25 protein-coding genes are annotated in these 22,342 nt (G+C 71.4%); 19 read left to right on the top strand and 6 right to left on the bottom strand.

Annotated elements, in window-relative coordinates; genetic code table 11:
- The first annotated feature begins 64 nt into the window (after positions 1-64).
- Both M4960_RS09525 and M4960_RS09520 read left to right on the top strand, forming a co-directional pair.
- Entirely contained in the window at positions 65-832 is a 768-nt protein-coding gene (locus M4960_RS09525; RefSeq protein ID WP_248704099.1) for an HAD family phosphatase, read from the top strand.
- Positions 833-908: 76 nt separating this feature from the next.
- Positions 909-3,419 carry a glycoside hydrolase family 65 protein gene (locus M4960_RS09520; protein WP_131845909.1) on the top strand — a complete coding sequence of 837 codons (2,511 nt, stop codon included), beginning with the start codon at positions 909-911 and terminating at the stop codon, positions 3,417-3,419.
- Positions 3,420-3,459: 40 nt separating this feature from the next.
- Here M4960_RS09520 and M4960_RS09515 read toward each other — a convergent pair whose 3' ends face one another.
- Positions 3,460-3,846, bottom strand: a complete 387-nt coding sequence (locus M4960_RS09515; RefSeq protein WP_123671387.1) for a VOC family protein — start codon at positions 3,844-3,846, stop codon at positions 3,460-3,462.
- Complete coding sequence (locus M4960_RS09510) at positions 3,843-4,358, bottom strand: DUF1697 domain-containing protein (RefSeq protein WP_248704098.1); 516 nt, start codon at positions 4,356-4,358, stop codon at positions 3,843-3,845. Before M4960_RS09510 ends, M4960_RS09515 begins: the two co-directional genes overlap by 4 nt.
- Positions 4,359-4,448: 90 nt before the next feature.
- Between M4960_RS09510 and M4960_RS09505 the strand changes: the two genes are divergently transcribed.
- Both M4960_RS09505 and M4960_RS09500 read left to right on the top strand, forming a co-directional pair.
- Complete coding sequence (locus tag M4960_RS09505; RefSeq protein ID WP_123671389.1) at positions 4,449-5,021, top strand: transcriptional regulator; 573 nt, start codon at positions 4,449-4,451, stop codon at positions 5,019-5,021.
- Positions 5,018-6,277: an MFS transporter gene (locus tag M4960_RS09500; RefSeq protein ID WP_248704097.1), complete on the top strand. Its 1,260-nt coding sequence runs from the start codon at positions 5,018-5,020 to the stop codon at positions 6,275-6,277. The genes M4960_RS09505 and M4960_RS09500 overlap by 4 nt, the downstream gene beginning before the upstream one ends.
- A 19-nt stretch (positions 6,278-6,296) precedes the next feature.
- Here the strand turns inward: M4960_RS09500 and M4960_RS09495 are convergent, their stop codons facing one another.
- Positions 6,297-6,560, bottom strand: a complete 264-nt coding sequence (locus tag M4960_RS09495) for a hypothetical protein (RefSeq protein WP_111083527.1) — start codon at positions 6,558-6,560, stop codon at positions 6,297-6,299.
- Between M4960_RS09495 and M4960_RS09490 the strand changes: the two genes are divergently transcribed.
- The gene (locus M4960_RS09490) at positions 6,550-7,125 is read left to right on the top strand and encodes a prevent-host-death protein (RefSeq protein WP_248704096.1); all 576 of its coding nucleotides are present in this window, start codon (positions 6,550-6,552) and stop codon (positions 7,123-7,125) included. The two genes, M4960_RS09495 and M4960_RS09490, sit on opposite strands and share 11 nt — an antisense overlap.
- A gap of 387 nt (positions 7,126-7,512) precedes the next feature.
- A complete protein-coding gene (locus M4960_RS09485; protein ID WP_123293061.1) occupies positions 7,513-7,965 on the top strand; it encodes a hypothetical protein in 453 nt (150 codons plus the stop codon).
- A gap of 185 nt (positions 7,966-8,150) precedes the next feature.
- Here the strand turns inward: M4960_RS09485 and M4960_RS09480 are convergent, their stop codons facing one another.
- Positions 8,151-9,623: an NCS2 family permease gene (locus M4960_RS09480; protein ID WP_123293062.1), complete on the bottom strand. Its 1,473-nt coding sequence runs from the start codon at positions 9,621-9,623 to the stop codon at positions 8,151-8,153.
- A gap of 176 nt (positions 9,624-9,799) precedes the next feature.
- Between M4960_RS09480 and folE the strand changes: the two genes are divergently transcribed.
- The 5 genes from folE to M4960_RS09455 all read left to right on the top strand — a co-directional run bounded on the left by folE (position 9,800) and on the right by M4960_RS09455 (position 13,435).
- The gene (gene folE, locus M4960_RS09475; protein WP_123293064.1) at positions 9,800-10,393 is read left to right on the top strand and encodes a GTP cyclohydrolase I; all 594 of its coding nucleotides are present in this window, start codon (positions 9,800-9,802) and stop codon (positions 10,391-10,393) included.
- Positions 10,390-11,328, top strand: a complete 939-nt coding sequence (folP, locus tag M4960_RS09470) for a dihydropteroate synthase (protein ID WP_248704095.1) — start codon at positions 10,390-10,392, stop codon at positions 11,326-11,328. Before folE ends, folP begins: the two co-directional genes overlap by 4 nt.
- Entirely contained in the window at positions 11,325-12,113 is a 789-nt protein-coding gene (locus tag M4960_RS09465) for a pyrimidine reductase family protein (protein ID WP_248704094.1), read from the top strand. Before folP ends, M4960_RS09465 begins: the two co-directional genes overlap by 4 nt.
- Positions 12,114-12,123: 10 nt before the next feature.
- Positions 12,124-12,777 (top strand): HAD-IA family hydrolase, encoded by a 654-nt coding sequence (locus tag M4960_RS09460; RefSeq protein ID WP_248704093.1) that lies wholly within the window; start codon positions 12,124-12,126, stop codon positions 12,775-12,777.
- A 115-nt stretch (positions 12,778-12,892) separates the two neighbouring features.
- Positions 12,893-13,435 carry a type 1 glutamine amidotransferase domain-containing protein gene (locus M4960_RS09455; protein WP_248704092.1) on the top strand — a complete coding sequence of 181 codons (543 nt, stop codon included), beginning with the start codon at positions 12,893-12,895 and terminating at the stop codon, positions 13,433-13,435.
- Positions 13,436-13,481: 46 nt separating this feature from the next.
- On the opposite strand, the gene M4960_RS09450 is transcribed toward M4960_RS09455, so the two are convergent.
- Positions 13,482-14,018, bottom strand: coding sequence for a molybdenum cofactor biosysynthesis protein (locus M4960_RS09450; protein ID WP_248704169.1), 537 nt, complete (start codon positions 14,016-14,018; stop codon positions 13,482-13,484).
- Positions 14,019-14,333: 315 nt separating this feature from the next.
- On the opposite strand from M4960_RS09450, the gene M4960_RS09445 reads away from it, so the two are divergent.
- From M4960_RS09445 to M4960_RS09415, 7 genes are all read left to right on the top strand, one after another.
- Positions 14,334-15,926 (top strand): AlkA N-terminal domain-containing protein, encoded by a 1,593-nt coding sequence (locus M4960_RS09445; protein ID WP_374202943.1) that lies wholly within the window; start codon positions 14,334-14,336, stop codon positions 15,924-15,926.
- Entirely contained in the window at positions 15,923-16,435 is a 513-nt protein-coding gene (locus tag M4960_RS09440) for a methylated-DNA--[protein]-cysteine S-methyltransferase (protein ID WP_111083519.1), read from the top strand. Before M4960_RS09445 ends, M4960_RS09440 begins: the two co-directional genes overlap by 4 nt.
- Positions 16,436-16,463: 28 nt before the next feature.
- Positions 16,464-16,724 (top strand): type II toxin-antitoxin system Phd/YefM family antitoxin, encoded by a 261-nt coding sequence (locus M4960_RS09435; RefSeq protein WP_123293073.1) that lies wholly within the window; start codon positions 16,464-16,466, stop codon positions 16,722-16,724.
- On the top strand, positions 16,721-16,981 hold the full coding sequence (locus tag M4960_RS09430) for a type II toxin-antitoxin system RelE/ParE family toxin (protein ID WP_123293075.1): 261 nt from the start codon (positions 16,721-16,723) through the stop codon (positions 16,979-16,981). The genes M4960_RS09435 and M4960_RS09430 overlap by 4 nt, the downstream gene beginning before the upstream one ends.
- 145 nt (positions 16,982-17,126) lie before the next feature.
- Complete coding sequence (locus tag M4960_RS09425; protein WP_248704090.1) at positions 17,127-17,948, top strand: alpha/beta fold hydrolase; 822 nt, start codon at positions 17,127-17,129, stop codon at positions 17,946-17,948.
- A 68-nt stretch (positions 17,949-18,016) separates the two neighbouring features.
- Positions 18,017-18,889, top strand: a complete 873-nt coding sequence (locus M4960_RS09420; RefSeq protein ID WP_131845918.1) for a hypothetical protein — start codon at positions 18,017-18,019, stop codon at positions 18,887-18,889.
- 191 nt (positions 18,890-19,080) lie between these two features.
- Positions 19,081-20,556: an amino acid permease gene (locus M4960_RS09415; RefSeq protein WP_123293079.1), complete on the top strand. Its 1,476-nt coding sequence runs from the start codon at positions 19,081-19,083 to the stop codon at positions 20,554-20,556.
- Positions 20,557-20,570: 14 nt separating this feature from the next.
- Here M4960_RS09415 and M4960_RS09410 read toward each other — a convergent pair whose 3' ends face one another.
- Positions 20,571-21,335, bottom strand: coding sequence for a LysE family transporter (locus M4960_RS09410; protein WP_248704089.1), 765 nt, complete (start codon positions 21,333-21,335; stop codon positions 20,571-20,573).
- 70 nt (positions 21,336-21,405) lie between these two features.
- Here M4960_RS09410 and M4960_RS09405 point away from each other — a divergent pair, with 70 nt between their 5' ends.
- Positions 21,406-22,332: a LysR family transcriptional regulator ArgP gene (locus M4960_RS09405; RefSeq protein WP_248704088.1), complete on the top strand. Its 927-nt coding sequence runs from the start codon at positions 21,406-21,408 to the stop codon at positions 22,330-22,332.
- The last annotated feature ends 10 nt before the right edge of the window (positions 22,333-22,342 follow it).

Below are 22,342 nucleotides of genomic sequence, written 5' to 3'. Positions count from 1 at the left end.
GCTGGAGCGGTCCTAGACTCGACGAGAGCAACGTCCACGAACCCCGTTCCCTGAAGGGCTGCAGATGACGACGCCGACCCGGCGCACACCCGCGCGACTCGCGGACACGCGAGCGCTCCTGTTCGACCTGGACGGTGTCCTCACCCCCACCGCCGACGTGCACATGCGCGCCTGGAGCCGGCTCTTCACGCCGTACCTCGAAGCGCACGGGGTCGCGCCGTACACAGAGGCCGACTACTTCGCGTACATCGACGGCAAGCCGCGGTACGACGGCGTGCGGTCGCTCCTCGGGTCGCGGGGCATCGACCTGCCGCAGGGCACCCCGGACGACGGCCCGGACGACGACACCGTGTGCGGTCTCGGCAACCGGAAGAACGCCGAGTTCACCGCCGAGCTGGACGAACACGGCGTCGAGCCGTACCCCGGCTCGCTCCGGTTCCTCACCGCCGCGATCGACGCCGGCTTCCACGTCGCGGTCGTCTCGAGCTCCGCGAACGCCGTCTCGGTGCTGCGGACCGCCGGCATCCTCGACCGGTTCACGGTCGTGGTCGACGGGCTCGTCGCCCGTCAGGACGGCCTGGCCGGCAAGCCCGCCCCCGACACCTACCTGGACGCGGCCGGGCGCTTCGGACTGACCGCCGCCGAGTGCGTCGTGGTCGAGGACGCCACCAGTGGTGTCGAAGCCGGCCGGAACGGGGCCTTCGGGCTCGTCGTCGGGGTCGACCGCGGAGCGGGCGCCGACGCGCTGCGTGAACACGGCGCCGACGTCGTCGTGACGGACCTCGCCGAGCTGGTCGCGGACCTTCCCCACGCGACCACCAGTACGACGTAGCCAGCGCGCCGGAGGCGAGCCGCGCCTCCCGGTCGAACCGACGTCCCCACGCCACCCTCCCTTCCCACGGAGCACCATGAACCCCATCACCTCGGACCCGCTCGACCGCGTCCGGTACCCGATCGACGAGTGGGCACTCGTCGAGACCGAGTACACCCCCGACCAGCAGGGCGTCGCCGAGACGAACTTCGCCGTCGGCAACGGGTACCTCGGCCTGCGCGGCAACCTCGACGAGGGCCGCGGCGGTGTGCAGTACGGCACGTACATCAACGGGTTCCACGAGACCTGGCCGATCCGGCACGCCGAAGACGCCTTCGGGTTCGCCAAGACCGGCCAGACGATCATCAACGCGCCCGACGCCAAGGTGATCCGGCTCTACGTCGACGACGAACCCCTCGTGCTGGCCGAGGCGGACATCCTCCACCACACGCGGCGCCTCGAGTTCCGCGGCGGCTACCTGTTCCGCGAGACCGAGTGGTCGACGCCCTCCGGCAAGCGCGTGCTGATCCGGTCCCGCCGCCTGGTGTCGTTCACCGATCGGCACCTCGCCGTCATCGACTACGAGGTCACCGTGCTCGACGCGGACGCCTCGATCCTGCTGTCCAGCCAGATCCTGAACCGCCAGGACGTGCAGGACGAGTACCACGCCGGGATGCGGGCGGCCGCGAACGCCTTCGACCCGCGCAAGGCCGAGGCCTTCACCGACCGGGTGCTCGAACCGAAGCTCAAGCGCAGCACCGGTGCCCGCTCACTGCTCGGGTACCAGGCGTCGAGCTCCGGCATGACCATCTGCGTCGGTGTGGAACACCACCTCGAGACCGAGAACAGCTGGGACGAGTCGTCGTCGATCGACGACGACCTGGCGAAGCACGTCTACCGCGTCCAGGCGCGTGCCGGGCAGCCGATCCGACTCGTCAAGCACGTCGTGTACCACACCTCCCGCGGTGTCCCGGTGCGCGAACTCGCCGACCGCTGCGACCGCACGCTCGACCGGGCGCACGCCGAGAACATCGACGAGACGTTCGAGAAGCAGCGCGTCTGGCTCGACGACTACTGGGCACGCAGCGACGTCGAGATCGCCGGGCAGCCGGAGATCCAGCAGGCCGTCCGGTGGAACCTGTTCATGCTCGCGCAGGCCACGGCCCGCACCGACGGGCACGGCATCGCCGCCAAGGGCGTCACGGGCTCCGGCTACGGCGGGCACTACTTCTGGGACATGGAGATCTACGTCCTGCCGTTCCTGTCGTACACGGCGCCGATCGTCGCCCGGAACGCGCTGCGGTTCCGCTACAACATGCTCGACGCCGCACGCTCGCGGGCACGCGAGCTGAACCAGCGGGGTGCCCTGTTCCCCTGGCGCACGATCAACGGCGAGGAGTCGAGCGCGTACTACGCCGCCGGCACCGCGCAGTACCACATCGACGCCGACATCGCCCATGCCCTGATGCAGTACGTGCGGGCGTCCGGTGACACCGAGTTCCTGAAGCGCGGGGCGATCGACGTGCTCGTCGAGACCGCCCGGCTGTGGGCTGACCTCGGCTTCTGGCGCTCCAACGGCGACAAGAAGTTCCACATCGACGGCGTCACCGGGCCCGACGAGTACACGACCGTCGTCGACGACAACCTCTACACGAACGTCATGGCGCGGGCGAACCTGTGGTTCGCGGTGAACGCGTGCCGCGAACTCGCCGCCGACGACGTCGAAGAGTACGACCGGATGGTGCGCCGCACCGGTCTGCGCCCCGACGAGCTCGTCGAGTGGGAGCACGCCGCCGAGTCGATGGAGATCCCCTTCGACCCGCACCGTGGCATCCACCCGCAGGACGCCCAGTTCCTCGACAAGGAACTCTGGGACCTCGAGAACACCCCCGAGTCCAAGCGTCCGCTGCTGCTCCACTACCACCCGCTGGTCATCTACCGGTTCCAGGTGCTCAAGCAGGCCGACGTCGTGCTCGCGCTGTTCCTGCAGGGGCACGAGTTCACCGCGGCCGAGAAGCGCCGCGACTTCGACTACTACGACGCGCTCACCACGGGCGACTCGACGCTGTCGGCGGTCGTGCAGTCGATCATGGCGGCCGAGGTCGGGTACCACGACCTCGCCGACCAGTACTTCCAGACGGCGCTCTACGTCGACCTGGCCGACCTGCACGGCAACACCTCGGACGGCGTGCACATCGCGTCGACCGGTGGCATCTGGGGTGCGCTCGTCAACGGGTTCGGCGGCATGCGCGACCACGGCGGCCGGATGACGTTCAACCCGCGACTGCCGCGGCACTGGGACTCGTTGACCTACCGTCTGACCGTGCGCGGGTCGCGGGTCCGGGTCGACCTCGGGCAGGACGCCATGACCTTCACGGTCGAGTCCGGCACGGGTTTCACCGCCTGGGTGCACAACCAGCAGTGGGACATCGAGGCCGGCGAGCCGACCGTTGTTCCGTTGCCGCACCAGGGGCCGCGGATGTCCGGGCACGCACCGACCACGAGCGACATCCAGGGCACGCTCCGCGCCGACGGCTCCGTGATCACGGCCTCGATCCCGACGATCTCGCTCCAGCGCGACTTCGACGTGGACGAGACGACCGCGTAGGGCGTCACGCCGGCTGTCGGCAGGGGCCCGCTCGACCCGGTCAGCTCGCGACGAGCTCGACCTTGAAGCGTTCGGCGTCCTCCAGGAAGGCAGCACGGTGGTCTGGACCGCCGGCGTACGGGTGCCGGTCCTCGTAGAGGCGGGTCCAGCCGTGCGCCGGTGCGTCCGTCCACAGCTGCTCGACCTGTCCGGCGTCGCCGGCGTGGAACGCGAGGTGGCTCAGTCCGGGCCGTCGGCGGTCGTGCGCGCCGTCGAGCGGTGCGGCCTCGAGAACGAGGTAGACGTCACCGAGTCGCCAGCTCCGGCCCGCTGGCCACTCCTGGAACGGCGTGTACCCGAGCTCGCCGAGCAGCCAGCCCCACGCCCTGCTCGCCGTGTCGAGGTGGGCGGTGCGGAGCTCGACGTGGTGCAGGGCTCCCCGGGTCACAGGAGCTTCCGGAGCGTGTTCGTGTTGCGCGTCGTGGTCGAGCGCTTGAAGCGTGCTGCTCCGGCCCGCTTCGCGAACGCGGTGTCCGTGCTCGACCCCTTCGGGCACGACCAGTACACGACCCCGTCACCCCGGGCGACCTGCTCGACCGTGGTGTCGAGCGCGAGGTCGGCGAGCAGCGCGTCGAGGGCGTCGTCGTCGGAGCCGAACACCACGTAGTCGTGCCGATCGTCGGCCCGGTCGAACGGGAACCGCTCGACGATGCCTTCGAGGTCGTCGTGCGGGACGAGCACGATCCACGCGTCGTAGCCGAAGCGGTCGCGGAGTGCCTGTTCGATCGTGCCCTTCAGGGTCGGCGCGTCGGCGTCCGTCCCGAACACCACGTTGCCGGATGCGAGCACCGTGCGGACGTCGTCGAAGCCGAGTCCACGGAGCAGTTCCGCGAGCTCGGCGTTCTTGATCGTGATGCCGTTGACGTTCACTCCGCGCAGCAGCGCGATCCACTTCGCCATGCCGGAACCGTAGCGCGGTGGCGGCCGTCTCAGCCGATCAACTACACAAGAAGCATTGCGCAAGAGTTCTTGTGCATCTATCGTCAGAGCATGACCGTGCGCAGACTCGACGACGCCGCCCACATGCGTGCCCTCGCCCACCCGACCCGACTGCGGATCGTCGGGCTCCTGCGCTCCGGTGGACCGCAGACCGCGGCGATGCTCGGCGACGAGATCGACGAGGCACCCGGCACGATCAGCTACCACTGCAAGCGTCTGGCCGACGCGGACTTCATCGAGCCGGCGCCGGAGCTCGGTTCGGACCGGCGGGAACGGTGGTGGCGTGCGACTGCGGACCACACGTCGTGGGACCTCGCCGATGCGTTCGACGACCCGGAACGCATGCTCGCCACGACGGCACTCGACCACACCGTCGCCGATGCGTACGCGGCCGAGTACGGGCGGTTCATCGACCAGGCGCCGGTGCTCGGCCGTGAGTGGGTCGCGGCGTCGACCAGCTCCGACGAGGTGCTGCGACTGACCGCCGAGGAGCTCACCGGCCTCGGCGCCGAACTGCGTGCCGTCGTCGAGCGATGGACGGCCGTGAGTGACGCGCACACGCCGGGTGACGGGTCGGAGCGCGTCATCGCCGTCACGCAGAGCTACCGGATGGGGCGACCGTGAACGCCCGGGCACGGTTGCGTGCGCTGCTCGCGGTCCAGGTCGTCTCGCGGACCGGCAACGTCGTCACGACCGTGGCCGTGCCCTTCGCCGTCCTGGCCCGGGGTGGCTCGGCGACGGACGTCGGGATCGCCGCCTTCGCCGCGACGGTGCCGATCGTCCTCGGCGGCCCCTTCGGCGGGGCGCTCGTCGAGCGGGTCGGGTTCGTCCGTTCGAGTGTGGCGTCGGACCTCGTCAGCGGTGCGACCCTCCTGGCGATGCCCGTCCTCGCCTGGACGGTGGGTCTGCCGTTCTGGGCGCTCCTGGCGCTCGTGTTCGTGAGCGGCCTGTTCGACCTGCCCGGGGAGTCCGCACGTCGGGTCCTGCTCCCGGGGCTCGCACGATCGGCCGGCGTTCCGCTGGAGCGCGCGGTCGGTCACTTCGAGGCGTCCCAGCGACTCTCGGTGCTCATCGGCGCGCCGCTCGGCGGGGTGCTCGTCGCGGCTGCCGGACCGATGGCCGCACTCGTCTGCACCGCGGTGGCGTTCGGTACCGCAGCGCTGCTCGCTGCGGTACTGGTCCGGCCAGCGGGCGACGACGCAGCGGGTGCGAGCGCTGACGCGGCTCCGACCAACGGGTACTGGCGGGACATCGCCGAGGGGTTCCGGTTCTGCGTCCGCGATCCGTTCTTCCGGCTCGTGATCGCCCTCGTGCTGATCACGAACCTGCTCGACGCGGCCCGGTCGACGACGTTGCTCCCGCTCTACGCCGCCGACACACTCGGCGGGGCGCAGGCGCTGGGCTTCGTGACCGGGACCTTCGGCGGTGCGGCGTTCCTCGGGTCGGTGGCCTTCGGGTACGTCGCACACCGCGTCCCCCGTCGGATCACGTTCGTCGTGTGCTTCGTGCTCGCCGGTGGGCCCTCGCTCCTGGTGCCGGCGCTCGGCCTCGGGCTGCCGTGGATGCTCGCTGCCTCGGCGCTGTCGGGCCTCGCCGCCGGCGCGCTCAACCCGATCCTCGGTGCGGTCGAGCTCGAGCGCATCCCGGTGCACATGCGGGCCCGGGTGTTCGGGCTGCTCGGAGCCGGGTCCTGGGCGGGCATCCCGCTCGGCGGACTGCTCGCCGGGTTCGCGGCCGAGGGCGTCGGTGTGCAGGCGACGTTCGGAGCGGTCGTCGTGCTCTACACCGTCGTGACGCTCGCGCCGCTGACGGGTGGCGCCTGGCGTCTCATGGAACGACCGGCTCCGGAGCGGGCGCCGGTCGAGCGCGTGACGACGTAGTCCGCATCCGGGGCGGCGCTCACGTCCACGTCCGCGCGACGCCCCAGCCGCTGCCCTCGGGCACGATGTCGACCACCAGCGTGTCCCCGTCGTCGGCCGTGGCCTGGAAACGCCAGCCGACCGTACGCTCGGGGGCGTGGGTGATGGCGGTCGGCAGCTCGGCCCGCGTCACGGTCAGACGGGTCGGGGTGTCGCTCACCCGCCAACGGCGCCCGCCCCAGACCAGCCGGCTCGGTGCGCCCTCGGACCACCACACCGTGGCGGCCGTCTCCGTGATCATCATCGGGTCTCCTCGTTCGAACGTGTGTTCGAATGCTAGGTCGCAATCGGACGGCGAGCAACTGCGGGTTGTGTTCAGAACGCGTTCTGAATACGCTGGATCTATGACCCTGACCGCCCCTCCTCGCTCGCGTCGTGCCGTCCAGTCGTCCGACCTCTCCCGCCATTCGAGAGAAGTGTTCGCCGCGGCTGAAGAAGAGCCGCTCGAAGTCACGCGGCGCGATGGAAAAGCGCTCGTGCTCACCACGAAGGAACGCTCGGACGACGACGACGCGGTCCTCGAGATCGCTGCGCAGCTGATCGCTGCAGTGACCGTCAACGAGGGGCTGCCGCTCCACGATCGACTCGCCATCCCCTACCCGTGGATCAAGCTCCTGAGTCGAGACGACCAGCAGCGATTCGCACGTGAGATCGTCGACGTGGCTCGTGGATCGTTCTCGCTCAGGCAGCCGCGGGCCTTGCTCGTCGAGATGCAGGCGTGGCGCAGCAGTGCCGAGGCGATCGCGGCGGGCTGGAGCACCGGCGAACCCGAACTCCTCGAGCACCCGATCGTCCTCGACGCACCGTGAAGCCGTGGTCAGTCGCGGCACCGGTGTCCCCCGTCCGGTACGGACGACGAGTTCACGGTCGTCCTGGCTACGCGCTCGGCAGAACACGGCTGGCGAGACGTCCTGGCGACACAGCGGAACGCCGTCGTGTCAGCCTGGGAGCGGTTGACCAGCGATCCCTTGTCCGAAGACCTGGCCTGCCATGCGCTCCGCGGTGCGCTCGGCGTCGTCCGGCACTCGGGTCGCGAATGGACACGTCGGCAGCTCGAACTGAAGCGGGGCGCGCGGATCTGGTTCACGGTGGACGAGGCGGATCGAGTCGTCTGCATCACAGACGTCCACACGCGCCATCCCAACCAAACGAAGTGACTGCGCCTGACCTCGGATGCCCTCGTGTAGACGGGGAGCATGACGAACGACGATCAGGGCCCCGACGCACAGCACCAGGCCCCCGCGGGGGTCTCCGACGCCACGGTGGAGGCTCTCGGCACACTGTCGGCCGCGGTCGAGGTCATCGAGCACGCCCGCGGCCTGCTCTACGGCTTCCACCGCCTGACGGGAACCGCCGACCTGAACCTCGGCGAAGCCGTCGAGCAGCTCCGGAAGGCCGGCCACACCGAACTCGCCGACCGCATCGACACCGAGCTCGTGGGCCGCAACGTCATCGCCGGCCGCTGGACGTTCCAGGTCGTCGAGGACTACGACGACGGGTACTACGCGCTCGCGAAGGAGCTGGAGCGCACTGCGCGGGACGAGCTCGTGCAGGGGCGCCGCCACCTGTTCGAGGCGGGCATGAAGGAGGACCGGCGGTCCGGCGGTCGACGCCACCACGAGGCGACGCCGGGCGACCTGCCGGACTGACACCGCGCCTCCCGGCCGGCCGGCCCGAACGCGAAAGCGACAGTTCTCCGCGGATGTTTCGCGGACAACTGTCGCTTTCGTGGACCACCCTCGGACGGCCCCACAGGAACTGTCGCTCTTGCAGACCAGCCCCGGCCCGGCCCGGCCCGGCCCGGCCCGGCCGGCCCCGGGCCGGCGCCCCGGCCTCAGCCGACGCCGAGCAGCGCCTCGAGCGGCCCTCGTGCGAAGTACAGCAGGAAGCCCGCGGCGACGACGTAGAGCAGCCACGACACCTCGCGACCCCGGCCGGACAGCAGCTTGATGAGGACCCAGCTGATGAAGCCGACGCCGATGCCGTTCGCGATCGAGTAGGTGAGCGGCATGACGACGATCGTCAGGAACGCGGGCAGGGCCGACCCGAAGTCCGTCCAGGAGATGTCCGCCACCTGCGCCACCATCAGGGCGCCGACGACGACGAGTCCGGCGGCGGCGACCTCGAGCGGGACGACCTGCGTGAGCGGGGTGAGGAACATCGACGCCAGGAACAGCAGGCCGGTGACGACCGACGCCATGCCGGTGCGCGCGCCTTCGCCGATGCCGGCGGCGGAGTCGATGAAGACGGTGTTCGACGACACCGAGGCGCCACCGCCGGCGATCGCGCCGACGCCCTCGACGACGAGCGCCGACTTCAGGCGGGGGAACGTGCCGTCGGGCTTCGCGACGCCGGCGGCCTTCGCCAGGCCGGTCATGGTGCCCATCGCGTCGAAGAAGTTCGTGAACACGAGGGTGAAGACGAGCATCGACGCGGCCAACGGCCCGATGCGGCTGAATGCACCGAACAGGTCAGCGTGGCCGACGAGCGACAGGTCGGGGAACGCGAAGAGCGCACTCGGCAGGCCGGGGGCGTTGAGGTTCCAGCCGGTCTTCGAGTCGACCGAGGTCGGCACCTGGAAGATCGCCTGCAGGATGATCGCGATGATCGTCGTGGCGACGATCCCGATGAGCAGGGCGCCCTTGACCTTGCGGGCCATGAGCGTGCCGATGATGACCAGGCCGATCAGGAACACGATGGTCGGCAGGGCGCCGACGGAGCCGTCCTCACCGAGCTGCAGGGGCGGCGACGCGAGCCCGGACGAGCGCACGAAGCCCGAGTCGACGAGGCCGATGAAGGCGATGAACAGGCCGATGCCGACGGTGATCGCTGCCTTCAGCTGTGCCGGGACGGCGGTGAAGATCATCGTCCGGATCCCCGTCAACGCCAGGACCACGATGATCACGCCGTTGATGACGACGAGTCCCATCGCCTCGGCCCAGGTGACCTGCTGCACGACGCTGACGGCCAGGAACGAGTTGATCCCGAGGCCCGCGGCGATGCCGAACGGCAGGTTCGCGATGACGCCCATGGCGATGGTCATCAGGCCGGCGACGAGGCCGGTCGCGGCGGCGACCTGCGCGTTCTCGAGCCAGCCGCCGGAGACGTCCTTGGCGGCCTGGTCGGCGCTGAAACCACCGAGGATCAGCGGGTTGAGGATGACGATGTACGCCATCGTCACGAACGAGACGAGTCCGCCTCGCACCTCGCGCGGGATCGTGGATCCGCGCTTCGTGATGGAGAAGTATCGATCGAGGCCGGTCGCGAAGCGGTTCCGGGGTGGGGTGTCGGTCTTCGTGGCGCTCACCGAGCAAGTTTAAAGCCTGCTGGGTTTCCGGCATGTCACAGGATCCTCACAGGGCGCGCAGGGTGCGCCGATGTCCGACCGGGAGGCCCGACCCGCGTGATCGGGGGACGTCACGCCGTGCGCCGGCTCGCGTTCTCCGGCCATGGCTGGTGTTGGATGGACCGGTGAAGTCACGCATGGACCGTGCCCGCGTCGAGGCCGCGGTGCGCGAACTCCTGCTCGGCATCGGCGAGGATCCCGACCGCCCCGAACTCGAACGCACACCCGCTCGGGTCGCCGACTCGTACGCCGAGTTCTTCGCCGGCATCGGCACGGACGCCGTGGCCATCGCCCGCGACGGCACGGTGCACGCCGAGGACGGTGAACGCGGCCGACTCGTCATCGTCCGCGACGTGAAGTTCCGGTCCGTCTGCGAGCACCACCTGCTGCCGTTCCTCGGGGTCGCGCACCTGGCCTACGCGCCGGGTGACCGTCTGATCGGGCTCGGAACGCTCTCGCGTGTGCTCGACGCCGTGGCCTCGCGTCCGCAGCTGCAGGAACGGCTGGGCGAGCAGGTCGCCGCGACGATCGCCGAGGGGCTCGGTGCCGAGGGGGTCCTCGTGGTCCTCGACGCGCAGCACCAGTGCGTGACGACCCGTGGGGAGCGCCAGACCGGCTCGACGACCGTCACCGTCGCGGCGAACGGCTCGCTGGCCGACGCCGCGGGCCGGGCGGAGGCGATCGCGCTCATCGGTGCGGGGCGTGTGCCCGACCCCGAGGCGGACGCGTGACGACTGAGGGGGCCGCCACGGGCCTCCAGGCAGGATCGACCGCACCCGGCTGGGTCGTGCCGGACCTGCGGCAGCCGGTCCGTACGATCGGACGCAGAACGTTCGACTTCGACCACCGCATCGCCGTGATGGCGATCGTGAACCGCACGCCCGACTCGTTCCACGACCGCGGTGCCACCTTCGAGCTCGACCGCGCCGTCGCCGCCGCCGTCCGGGCTGCCGAACAGGGCGCCGACTGGGTCGACATCGGCGGCGTGAAGTTCGCTCCGGGGCCGGAACTGCCCGCTGCGGACGAGGTCGACCGCGTCGTGCCCGTCGTCGAGCAGCTCGCCCAGGAGTCCGACGTCACCATCAGCGTCGACACGTTCCGCCCCGAGGTCGCCGCGGCGGCGATCGCAGCTGGCGCGAGCGTGGTCAACGACACCACCGGCCTGTCCGATCCCCGGATGGCGACCGTCGTCGCGGACTCCGAGGCGACGATCGTCATCACGCACTCGCTCGCCGAACCCCGACGGCCCCTCGCAGCGCCGCCGCAGTACGACGACGTCACCGCGTCCGTCGTCGGGTTCCTGCGGGAGCGCGTCGACCGGGCGCTCGCCGCGGGGATCCCGGAGTCGCGGATCGTCGTCGACCCGGGCCACGACCTCAACAAGAACACCGTGCACACGCTCGAGGTGACCCGGCGCCTGCCCGAGGTCGTGGCGCTCGGCTACCCGGTGCTCGCGGCGGTGTCGAACAAGGACTTCGTGGGGGAGTCGCTCGGACGCCCGCGCGGCGAACGCCTGGCGGGGTCGCTCGCCGTCGCGACCGTGAGCGCGATGCTCGGGGCGCGGATCGTCCGGATGCACGACGTCGCCGAGAGCGTCGACGCGATGCGCATGGTCGAGGCGACCCTCGGCTGGCGCGCCCCGGTGGAAGCACGGCACAACACGTGAACCTCCTGCCCCCGTCGATCGCGGACCTGTCCGACGACGACCTCATCGACCTGTACACGGCGGGTGCCTCGGCGCCGTGGCTGCGGGTGAACTTCGTGGCGACGCTCGACGGGTCCGCCTCGGCCGCCGGGGTCTCGGGGTCGCTCGGCGGCCCGGACGACCTGCGCGTGTTCGACCTGCTCCGCCGGGTGGCCGACGTCGTGCTCGTCGCCGCGGGCACCGTGCGCGACGAGGGCTACGGGCCGATGGTCCTGCACGACGCCGACGTGGCCTGGCGCCGGGCGCACGGCCTGCCCGACCACCCGGTGTTCGCGATCGTGTCGCGGTCACTGTCACTGGACGCCGGATCCCGGGTGTTCACCGAGGCCCCGGTCCGGGCGGTCGTCCTGACCTCCGCGGCTGCGGCGACGTCGGACGCCGGGGTCGCGCTGTCGTCCGTCGCCGACGTCGTGCCCTGCAGTACCGACACCGACCCCGACTCGGTCGACGTGTCGCTCGTCCGCGACGCACTGGTGGCGCGGGGGTTCGGCACGATCCACTGCGAGGGCGGGCCGTCGTTCCTCGGGTCGCTCATCGCCGCGGACGCCGTCGACGAGCTGACCCTGACGATCGACCCGTCGCTCGAGGGCGGCACCGGGCCCCGGATCGCCCGCGGCAGCTCACCGGAGCTGCGACGGATGCGGCCCGCGCACGTGCTCCGCGGTGCGGGTGACGTGCTGCTGACCCGGTACGTCCGGGCGGAGCCGTCCGCCCGAGTCCCGGTGCCGGCCGACCGCGTCGGCTAGGGTCGGGCGCGTGATCGACATCGTGGCGTCCGGGGTCCTCTTCGACATGGACGGGACGCTCGTCGACTCGACCGCGGTGGTCGAGGCCACCTGGACGCGGTTCGGTCAGGACCGCGGCATCGACCCGGCCGAGATCCTCGCCTTCTCGCACGGCCGTCAGGCGATCAGCACGATCGAGCACTTCCTGCCCGAACTGGACCGCGACGAACAGCTCCGCATCGCCGCTGCGCTGGTCGCCGAGGAGAGCGCGAGCAGCGAGGGCATCTTCGAGATCCCGGGCGCCGCAGCCTTCGTCGACCGGCTCCTCGACGCAGGCGTGCCGGTGGCGCTCGTGACCAGTGCACCGCGCGACCTGGCCGCCGGCCGGATGGCGGCAGCGGGCCTGACCATGCCGACGGCGTTCGTGCCGTCCGAGGACGTCGAGCACGGCAAGCCCCACCCCGACGGGTACCTGCGCGGTGCCGCGCTGCTCGGTGTCGAGGCCACCGACTGCGTGGCGTTCGAGGACGCCCCCGCCGGCCTCGAGTCGGCCATCGCCTCCGGAGCGACCACGGTCGTCGTCGGCCCGCACGAGTCGGACGTCACGGCCGGGCTCTACCGGGTGTCGGGGTACGAGGGCATCACCGTCGAGCCCGAAGGGTCCGCTTTCCGCATCCGCGGCTGAGGACCCGCTGCGTCCTGCGGGCACGCCCAGCGCTCCCCGACGACCCTCGGGTGTGCGGCCGGAACAACCGGGCCGCACGTGCGGCCGGAATCACCGGGCCGCGGAAGGAGCGACCATGGCAACCCTGGACGGCAAGAAGGTCCTCGTCATCGCGACGAACTACGGCGTGGAGCAGGACGAGATCGTCGTGCCCGTCGACCAGCTCCGCGAGCGCGGCGCGACGGTGACCGTGGCGGCGCAGGACTCCGGTTCGATCGCGACCCTGGTCGGCGACAAGGACCCCGGCAAGTCCCTCGACCCCGACACCACCATCGCCGGTGTCAACGTGACCGGGTACGACGCGCTCGTGGTCCCCGGTGGCACCATCAACGCCGACACCCTGCGACAGGACAACTCGGCGGTCTCCCTGGTGACGGCCTTCGTCGAGGCGAACGAGCCCGTCGCGGCGATCTGCCACGGCCCGTGGACCCTCATCGAGGCCGGTGTGCTGCGCGGACGGACGATCACTTCGTTCCCGTCGCTGCAGACCGACGTCCGGAACGCCGGCGCCGAGTGGGTCGACCAGGAGGTCCAGGTCGACGGCGGCATCATCACCTCGCGGAACCCCGACGACCTGCCGGCCTTCGTCGACGCGATCGAGAGCGCGCTGACAGCGTGAGCACGGTGCGCTGCCGCTGACGGCCCTGCCGCTGACGGCACCGCCGTCAGCCCGGCGCGACGGGGCGGGTCGTCCGGAGCACCGCGGGTCCGAGGGTGAGCACGCCGTCGGACTCGGGGTCGCACCGCACCCCGCCCCGTCCACGCATCGCCCGGAACGCACCCGGCGCCACCTCGTGGTCCATCCAGGCGCACGGGTTCGCCGGCCGGTACCCGCGGAACAGCACGGCACCGCTGCCGGGGCTCTGGAGCGAGAACGGCTCGCCCCGGAGTGACTCGACGTCGGCGCCTCGCAGGAACACGTTCCGCCGGGTCGCCACGGGGTCGACCGGCACGCCGAGTGATCGTCCGACCTCCTCGAGGCCCTCGAGCCCGATGACCGTGACCGAGGCGTGCACGTGCGCCCGCGCCGCGAAGTAGCGGTCGCCGACGATGCCGAGTCCCGCGCGCAGTTCGATGCGGTCGCGCAGCTCGTCGGGGTCGTCCGATCGGACCGGCAGGGCACCGTCGGCCGGCCTGCCCTCGTAACGGTGGCGGCGCGACACGAGCAGCAGCGCGACCTCGACGTCGGTCCGGAACGGCAGGTCGACGGAGTCGGCGAGCTCGTCGGAGCCGACCCGGTGGTCAGACCCGGCCACGTCGTCTCCGGAGGTCACCCGCCCAACGCTAGCCGGGCCTCCCGGTCGACGCCGTGCCCTCGTCGGCACTGCGCCGAGGTTCCACAACACGCCGTCGGTGTGGCGCCGAGGTTCCACGGGCGAGCACACCGAGCGCCGACATGCCGAGATCTCGGAACCTCGGAACCTCGGGCCGCCCGCCACCCGCACCACGCGACGTGCCGCGGCGTCCGATTTCCGCCAGTCGCGGTCGGTGGTGCGTGTCAGGCTGGGCCCGTGACCATCCCCGGAACCGACCAGCTGCATGCCGAGCGCTACCGCGTCGTCGCCTCGCGCGACGCACGCTTCGACGGCCAGTTCGTCACCGCCGTGCACTCCACGGGCATCTACTGCCGACCGAGCTGCCCGGCACGCACGCCCCGCGAGACCGGCGTCACCTTCTACCGCACGAGTGCAGCAGCGCACCTGGCCGGCTTCCGTGCCTGCAAGCGCTGCCTGCCCGAAGCGACCCCCGGCAGCCCCGAGTGGGACCTGCGCGAGGACGTCGCCGGTCGCGCCATGCGCCTCGTCCTCGACGGCGTCGTCGAGCGCGACGGTGTCCCGGGCCTCGCCGCACGGGTCGGCTACTCCGAACGCCAGCTCAACCGCATCATGACGGCCGAGCTCGGTGCCGGCCCGAAGGCACTCAGCCGCGCACACCGCGCCCAGACGGCACGCACCCTGCTGACGTCGTCAGACCTGCCCATCGCGGACGTCGCCTTCGCCGCCGGGTTCGCGAGCGTCCGCCAGTTCAACGAGACCGTCCGCGAGGTCTTCGCCGTCACCCCGTCCGAGCTGCGCGCCCGGCGGACGCTCCGGCCCGGGTCCGACGGCGCACTGCACGTGCACGTGCCCGCGCGGCCGCCGTTCGACGCGCAGGGGCTCCTCGACTGGCACGCGCTGCACGCCCTGCCGGGCCTGGAGCAGGTGGACACCGACGAATCCGGTCGGGTCACCTCGTACGGGCGGCTGCTCGACCTGCCGGGAGGCCCGGGCTGGTTCAGCGCGTCGGCCGCGGTCGCGGGGACGGCCGGTTCCACGGCCGCCGGTCGCGGTACCGGGATCGACCTGCGGGTGCGCGTCACCGACCTGTCCGACCTGCCGACGCTCGTCGCCCGCGTCCGGTCGTACTTCGACCTCGATGCCGACCCGGTCGCCGTCGACGCGGTGCTCGGCTCCGTGCCCGAGCTGGCCGCGGCCGTGCGGCGGGTCCCCGGCCTGCGGCTGCCCGGTGCCGTCGACGCGCACGAGATCGTGTTCCGCACCCTCATCGGGCAGCAGGTCTCCGTCGCCGCGGCCCGGACGGCCCAGACGCGGCTCGTGGCGGCGCTCGGTGCCGCCGTGCCGTCGGCGATCCTGCCGGAGGGCCTGCTGTTCCCGTCCGCCGAGGTCATCGCCGCCCGCGGCCACGAGGTGCTGCGCGGTCCGGCCGCCCGCGTCGACACGATCCTGCGGGTCGCCGCGGCGCTCGCCGACGGGTCGCTCGTCATCGACGGCGGACAGTCCCTCGACGAACTGCGCGAGCGGCTGCTGGCGGTGAAGGGCATCGGGCCGTGGACCGCCGACTACGTGGCGCTCCGGGTCCGGCACCACCCCGACGTGTTCCTCCACAGCGACCTCGCGGTACGCAACGGTGCACAGGAACTCGGACTGCCCGGTACGGCGCGCGAGCTCTCCCTATGGTCGGAGCAGGTGGCGCCCTGGCGGAGCTACCTGACGATGCACTGCTGGCGACCGATCATCGACCGCGCGATCGCGACGGCCGCCGGTGCGCGGGTGCACGGCACCGGCCGTGCGCGGCACGCAGACAACGACCCTCGGAAGGACGAACGATGACCGACGCAACCATCCAGACCCTGGACACCCCGGACGGGGCCTTCACCGTGCTCGAGGACGCCGAGGGCCGCGTCCTCGCCTCGGGCTGGACCGACTCCGTCGACCGGATCCTCGGGCGGCTCGCCGACCGGTACCGGCCCAGTCGCATCGTCGACGGCACGGTCGCCGCTGCCGACGCCGTGGACGCCTTCTACTCGGGCGAGGTCGAGCACGCCATGCAGGTGCCGGTGCGGCAGTTCGGCACCGACCTGTTCACCGAGGGGTGGCGGCAGCTCCGCCGCATCCCCGCCGGCGGCACCCTGACCTACACCGAGTTCGCGGGGGCGATGGGTCGCCCGGACGCCGTGCGGGCCGCCGCCAGCGTGTGCGCACGGAACGCTCCCGCACTGTTCGTGCCGTGCCACCGGGTGCTGCGGTCGGACGGCACGCTCGGGGGCTTCGCATGGGGGCTCGACGTCAAGCGATCGTTGCTCGAACGAGAGTCGGTCGGCACCACGGCGCTCGTCTGAGTTGTACAAAACGCTCTAGAATGTACAGGTGAGCGAAGTGTCGATCTCCGAAGCACGTGGCCGCCTGGCGTCGATCATCGACGACGCCCGGCACGAACCCGTCTACCTGACCCGGCGCAACAAGCGCGTCGCGGCGGTGGTGGACGCGGATGTCCTGGACCGCCTGCTCGAGGCGGCCGAGGACCTCGACGACCTGGTCGCGTACGACGCTGCCATCGCGGAGAACAAGCGCATCGGCGGCGAGAACGTGCAGTGGGACGATCTCAAGCGCGAACTCGGACTCGGATGACCTGGTCGGTCGAGGTCATCCCGTCCGCGCAACGTGTCATCCGCAAGCTCCCGCCCGACGGTCGTCGGCGGATCGAGGGACTCCTCGCGATCCTCGCCGACCACCCGCGGCCCCCGGCAGCTCGGAAGCTCGTGAACCGACCCGGTTGGCGGGTGCGATCAGGTGACTACCGTCTGATCTACGAGATCGACGACGGCCGACTCATCGTGATCGTCGTCGATGCCGGCCACCGCCGAGCGATCTACCGCGACCGCTGAGCGGAGCCGGCCCGGATCGGTCGTCTCCCCCTGGTTGCGGGTGGTGACGTGGGAGCGCTCCGATGCCATGCTTCGAGGACCGACCCGCCCGGTCCCTCCCGAGGACCCGACGCAGCGCCGTCGAACCACCCTCGGAAGGCCCCCAATGGACCAGCACGTCGACCGCACGGTCGTCTCCGCCGACGGCACGGTGATCGCCGTGTCCGACGCGGGGACCGGTCCGGCGCTCGTCGTGGTCGGTGGCGCCTTCGACCACCACGGCACCCCCACCGTCGAGCACCTGACCGGCGGCCTGCAGGACCGCTACCGGGTCATCACGTACGACCGGCGGGGCCGCGGTGCGAGCGGCGACACCACCCCGTGGACGATCGAACGCGAGGTCGAGGACCTCGCGGCCGTCGTCGCGAGTGTGGACGGACCCGTCGCCGCGCTCGGCCTCTGCGTCGGCGCGGGGGTGGTCCTCCGGGGCCTCGCCGCCGGCGTCCCGCTCGGGGCCGCCGTGCTGTGGGAGCCGCCGTACCGAGCGACGGTCGACCCGCACGCCGACGACGTCGTCTTCGCGGACCTGCTCGACGAACACGTCGCCGCCGGCCGTCGCGCCCAAGCGGTCCGGGCGTTCCTCGCGCACGTCCTGGGGGTGCCGATGGGGCAGATCTCGGCGCTGCGGCTGAAGGGTGCGCTCTGGCGGTCACTCGTCGTCGACGCCCACGTGCTCAGCCGCGACGTGCGGGTGCTCAACGGCCTGGCGATCCCGGAGCGGGTGGCAGCAGCGGTCGGCGTCCCGGTGCTCGTCGCCGCGGGCAGCGACGGCCACGAGTGGATGCGGCAGGCGGCCCGAGCGGTCGTCGAGGCCGTGCCGGGCTCGGGCTACGTCGAGGTCCCCGGGCAGGGTCACGTGCCCGAACCGGCCGCGATCGGCGCCGTGCTCGACGGGTTCCTGGTCCGGGTCGTCTCACCGAGCAGCTGACTGCGAGAGGATGGCGTGGTGAACCCAGCTCGTGCTGGGGAGTTCAGCACTCCTGCGAAGATGGTGCCGTGAACGCACCTCGTCTCGGACTCCTGCTCGACGTCGACGGGCCCATCGCCAGCCCCGTCTCCCGCACCATCGCGATCCCGAGCATCATCGAGGACCTCGTCGCCCTCGCCGCCGAGGGCATCCCCGTCGTCTTCAACACCGGCCGGAGCGACGCCTTCATCCGGAGCGAGGTGGTCGGTCCGTTGCTCGCCGGTGGTCTCGCCGAGGGTGGCCGCGTGCACGCCGTCTGCGAGAAGGGCGCCGTCTGGTGCTCGATCGGCCCGCAGTACGAGGGCGGGATGAGCGAGCTCACCGTCGCCGACGACCTGGCGCTCCCGCGCGACTACGCCGACGAGATGCGCGAGCTCGTCCGCACCGAGTACGCCGACCTGGTGTTCTTCGACGAGACGAAGCGCGCCATGGTGTCGATCGAGCAGCGGGTGGAGGTGCCGAACGCCACGTACCTGGCCCGGCAGCCCGAGTTCGACGCGAAGGCGATGGCGGCCCTCGAGCGTCGCGGCCTGGGCGTGCGCCGTCTCGACGACGTCCGACCCGACGCCGACGGCGCCGTGCAGTGGCGGATCGACCCGACGATCATCTCGACCGACGTCGAGTCCGACCGCAGCGGCAAGGACATGGGCGCCGAGCGGTCGCTCGAGCTCCTGGCGCAGGACGGCGAGCTGCCGACGGCCTGGCGCACGATGGGTGACTCGCGCAGCGACTACGCGATGGCGGACTGGCTGCACGCGAACGGTCACGAGGTCGCGCACGTCGACGTCCGTCCCTCGGACGGCGTGCCGGCGACGCCGTACCCGGTGCTCACCGCACCCGACGGGGTGATCCACGACGAGGCCGGAGCGCGGTTCCTGGCGGACTGGCGCCGATCCGCCTGAGCCGAGCCGGGCCTCCCGGTCGACCCGCCCTGCCCACGGAACCTGGTTCCGGACACTGCACCGCGCCGTTCCCTGGTTCCGCGTCCGGAACCTGGTTCCCATGCGCCCAGTGGCTCCGCTGTTTGCGTGTCGGGGTGGTACACCAGTAATGTCACGGGGTCCGCCGCCCAGTCGATGACGGGATCCACCCCATGGCAACGAAGCTCCGCATCAAGTCGATCGAGGCCTCACTGGCCGACTCCGAGGAGCAGGGCCGGTCCCTGAAACGCTCCCTGAAGACGTTCGACATCGCCGCGATGGGCATCGCGGTCGCCGTCGGCGCCGGCATCTTCTCGGTCGGCGCGAACGCCGCCGCGAACTTCGCCGGGCCCGGCGTCATCATCTCGTTCCTGCTCGCCGCGGTCACGTGTGGCCTGGCGATCATGTGCTACGCCGAGTTCGCCTCGACGATTCCCGTCGCCGGCTCCGCGTACACGTTCACGTACGCCACGATGGGCGAGCTGCTCGCCTGGATCGTCGGCTGGGACCTCATCCTCGAGACCCTCACCGCGAGCGCCGTCATCGCGAAGTACTGGGGCATCTACCTCAGCACCGCGTTCGACGTGTTCGGTGTGACCCTGCCGAGCACGATCCAGCTCGGCCCGATCCCGTTCACCTGGGGCCCGGTCCTGATCGTCGGCATCTTCACGGTGCTGCTCGCCTTCGGCACCCGCCTGTCGTCGCGGGTCTCGGCGGTCATCACGATCATCAAGGTCGCCATCGTGGTGTTCGTCATCGTCGCCGGCGCGTTCTTCGTCAAGGCCGCGAACTTCACCCCGTTCATCCCGCCGTCGGAGCCCGCCAAGGGCGCGGAGGGCAGCGTCTGGACCCAGTCGCTCGTGTCGTGGTTCACCGGTTCCGAGCCCGCGCAGTACGGCGTCTTCGGGCTGCTCGCCGCGGCGTCGCTCGTGTTCTTCGCGTTCATCGGGTTCGACGTCGTCGCGACCAGCGCGGAGGAGACCGAGAACCCGCAGAAGACGCTGCCCCGCGGCATCTTCATCGGCCTGGGCATCGTGACGCTGCTCTACGTCGGCGTCAGCATCGTCATCACCGGCATGGTCTCCTACCAGCGCCTGGCGCAGGAGGACGCACCGTCCCTGGCCTCGGCCTTCGACATCGTCGGGTTGCCGTGGGCTGCCGGCATCATCGCCATCGGCTCCCTGATCGGTCTGACGACCGTCGTCATGGTGCTGCTGCTCGGTCTGTCCCGCATCGTCTTCGCGATGAGCCGCGACGGTCTGCTGCCGCGCTGGTTCTCGAAGACGAACCCGAAGACGCAGACGCCGGTGCGCGTGCAGGTCGTCGCGGGGGTCGTCGTCGCGCTGCTCGCCGGGTTCACGGCGGTCGACAAGCTCGAGGGCATGATCAACATCGGCACGCTGTCGGCCTTCGTGCTGGTGTCGATCGGCATCATCGTGCTCCGCAAGTCGCGCCCGGACGCCCCGCGCTCGTTCCGGGTGCCGTGGTCGCCGGTGATCCCGATCCTGTCGGCGGTGCTGTGCTTCTGGCTGATGCTGAACCTCGAGGTCGAGACCTGGCTGCGGTTCGTCGTCTGGCTCGTCATCGGCTTCGCCATCTACTTCGGGTACAGCCGCCGCAACAGCCGGGTCGGCAAGGGCCAGCAGTAGCGGGCTCCGGCCTCCTACGCGCCGACGACCAGCAGGACGCCGAAGCCCAGCATCACGACGGCGACCAGGCCGTCGAACACCCGCCACGTCAGGGGCTTCGCGAACAGCGGCCGGAGCAGTCGCCCGCCGAACCCGAGCGCGCCGAACCACAGGCAGCTCGCCGCGACGGCGCCGACGGTCCACAGCCAGCGGTCGTCCGGGCCCTGCTGGTTCGCGACGGACCCGAGGAACACCAGCGTGTCCAGGTACACGTGCGGGTTCGCCCACGTGAAGACGAGCATGGTCACCACCGCCGTGCGCATGGTCACCGCCTGGCCGGGAGGCGCGGTGCGCGTCCGCCCCGCCACCACCGTCCCCGGGCGCTCGGGTTCACTGCCCGCGGCCGGCTCCGGCACGCCGTCGTCCGCCGCCTGGTCGGCGACGCGAGTCGCGATGGTCACGTCGTCCGCCGCCGCCTCGTCGGCCACGCGCATGGCGTCGCTCGACGGCCGCAGTGCCCGTCGCGCGGCGAGCACGCCGTAGGTCACGAGGAACGCGGCCCCGACGAACCGCACGACGACGAGCGCCACCGGGAACCGCTCGACCACGGCCCCGACGCCGAGCACCCCGGCGACGATGAGCACGGCGTCCGACACCGCGCACACGACGACCGCCGCCGTCACCACCCGCAGCCCCGAGCTGACCGCCAACCGGAGCAGGTAGGTGTTCTGCACACCGATCGCGACGATCAGGGCGAGTCCGGTGCCGAGGCCGGCGAGCAGGGGGAGGAGTGCGGTCACGTCCACGACGCTAGGGGCGCCCTCGTCTGTAGACCAGCTCACGTTCCTACAGCGCCGTAAGCTGCACTGCATGGTCCGGTTCCAGCGCGAGCACCTCGAGACCCTGTTGGCCGCCGTCGACCACGGCACCCTCGACGCGGCCGCCCGAGCCCTGGCGATCACCCCGTCGGCGGTCTCGCAGCGGATCAAGTCGATGGAGCAGCAGGTCGGCCGGGTCCTGCTGCAGCGGACGACCCCGGTCACCCCGACGGCCGACGGCGCCGTCGTGCTCCGGCATGCACGCCAGGTGCGGTTGCTCGACGACGAGACCGCCCGCGCACTCGGCGAGGCCGATGCCGACGGATCGGGGTCCGCGGTGCCGTCGATCCCGCTCGCCGTCAACGCCGACTCGCTCGGCACCTGGTTCCTCGACGCGCTCGCACTCGTCCGTGTCGACACCGAGGTGGTCTTCGACCTGCACCGCGAGGACCAGGACCGCACCGCCGAGCTGCTGCGCGCCGGCACGGTGATGGGTGCCGTGACGGCCGAGGCGGACCCCGTGCAGGGCTGCTCGTCGGTACCGCTCGGCATCGACCGGTACCGGGCGGTGGCATCGCCGGCGTTCGTCGACCGCTACCTGTCCGACGCCGACACCGAGCGGCGGATGCTGAGCCGCCTCGACCTGGTGCCGCTCGTCGACTACGACCGTGACGACGACCTGCAGCAGGGCTACCTCCGTCGGGTGCTCGGCCACGCGCCCTCCGGTCCACGCCACTTCGTCCCGACCTCGGCCGACTTCGCACGGGCGGTCTCGCTCGGCTTCGGGTGGGGGATGCTGCCCGAGGCGCAGTGCCTCGATGCCCTGGCGCGGGGCGAGCTGCTCGAGCTCACCCCGACGCGCCGAGCCGACGTCGCCCTGTGGTGGCAGCGGTGGAACCTGGCGTCACCCTTGCTCGAGCGGGTCACGGACGCGGTGCGGTCGACCGCCGCCGAGCGCCTGCACCCCGTCACCCGGTGAGCAGGCACGT

It is taken from the genome of Curtobacterium sp. MWU13-2055, assembly GCF_023242305.1.
GTDB lineage: Bacteria > Actinomycetota > Actinomycetes > Actinomycetales > Microbacteriaceae > Curtobacterium.
The sequence above is the reverse complement of the archived record's forward strand: the minus strand, read 5'-3'. Positions and strand labels throughout refer to the sequence as shown.

What these genes read in the sequence shown, in the direction of transcription:
- M4960_RS09415 (WP_123293079.1), top strand. Translation starts at nt 19,081, where the DNA reads ATGGCAACGAAGCTCCGCATCAAGTCGATCGAGGCCTCACTGGCCGAC.
- M4960_RS09485 (WP_123293061.1), top strand. Translation starts at nt 7,513, where the DNA reads ATGACGAACGACGATCAGGGCCCCGACGCACAGCACCAGGCCCCCGCG.
- M4960_RS09425 (WP_248704090.1), top strand. Translation starts at nt 17,127, where the DNA reads ATGGACCAGCACGTCGACCGCACGGTCGTCTCCGCCGACGGCACGGTG.
- M4960_RS09505 (WP_123671389.1), top strand. Translation starts at nt 4,449, where the DNA reads ATGACCGTGCGCAGACTCGACGACGCCGCCCACATGCGTGCCCTCGCC.
- M4960_RS09510 (WP_248704098.1), bottom strand. Translation starts at nt 4,358, where the DNA reads ATGGCGAAGTGGATCGCGCTGCTGCGCGGAGTGAACGTCAACGGCATC.
- M4960_RS09520 (WP_131845909.1), top strand. Translation starts at nt 909, where the DNA reads ATGAACCCCATCACCTCGGACCCGCTCGACCGCGTCCGGTACCCGATC.
- M4960_RS09430 (WP_123293075.1), top strand. Translation starts at nt 16,721, where the DNA reads ATGACCTGGTCGGTCGAGGTCATCCCGTCCGCGCAACGTGTCATCCGC.
- M4960_RS09440 (WP_111083519.1), top strand. Translation starts at nt 15,923, where the DNA reads ATGACCGACGCAACCATCCAGACCCTGGACACCCCGGACGGGGCCTTC.
- folE (WP_123293064.1), top strand. Translation starts at nt 9,800, where the DNA reads ATGGACCGTGCCCGCGTCGAGGCCGCGGTGCGCGAACTCCTGCTCGGC.
- M4960_RS09495 (WP_111083527.1), bottom strand. Translation starts at nt 6,560, where the DNA reads ATGATGATCACGGAGACGGCCGCCACGGTGTGGTGGTCCGAGGGCGCA.
- M4960_RS09405 (WP_248704088.1), top strand. Translation starts at nt 21,406, where the DNA reads ATGGTCCGGTTCCAGCGCGAGCACCTCGAGACCCTGTTGGCCGCCGTC.
- M4960_RS09455 (WP_248704092.1), top strand. Translation starts at nt 12,893, where the DNA reads ATGGCAACCCTGGACGGCAAGAAGGTCCTCGTCATCGCGACGAACTAC.
- M4960_RS09525 (WP_248704099.1), top strand. Translation starts at nt 65, where the DNA reads ATGACGACGCCGACCCGGCGCACACCCGCGCGACTCGCGGACACGCGA.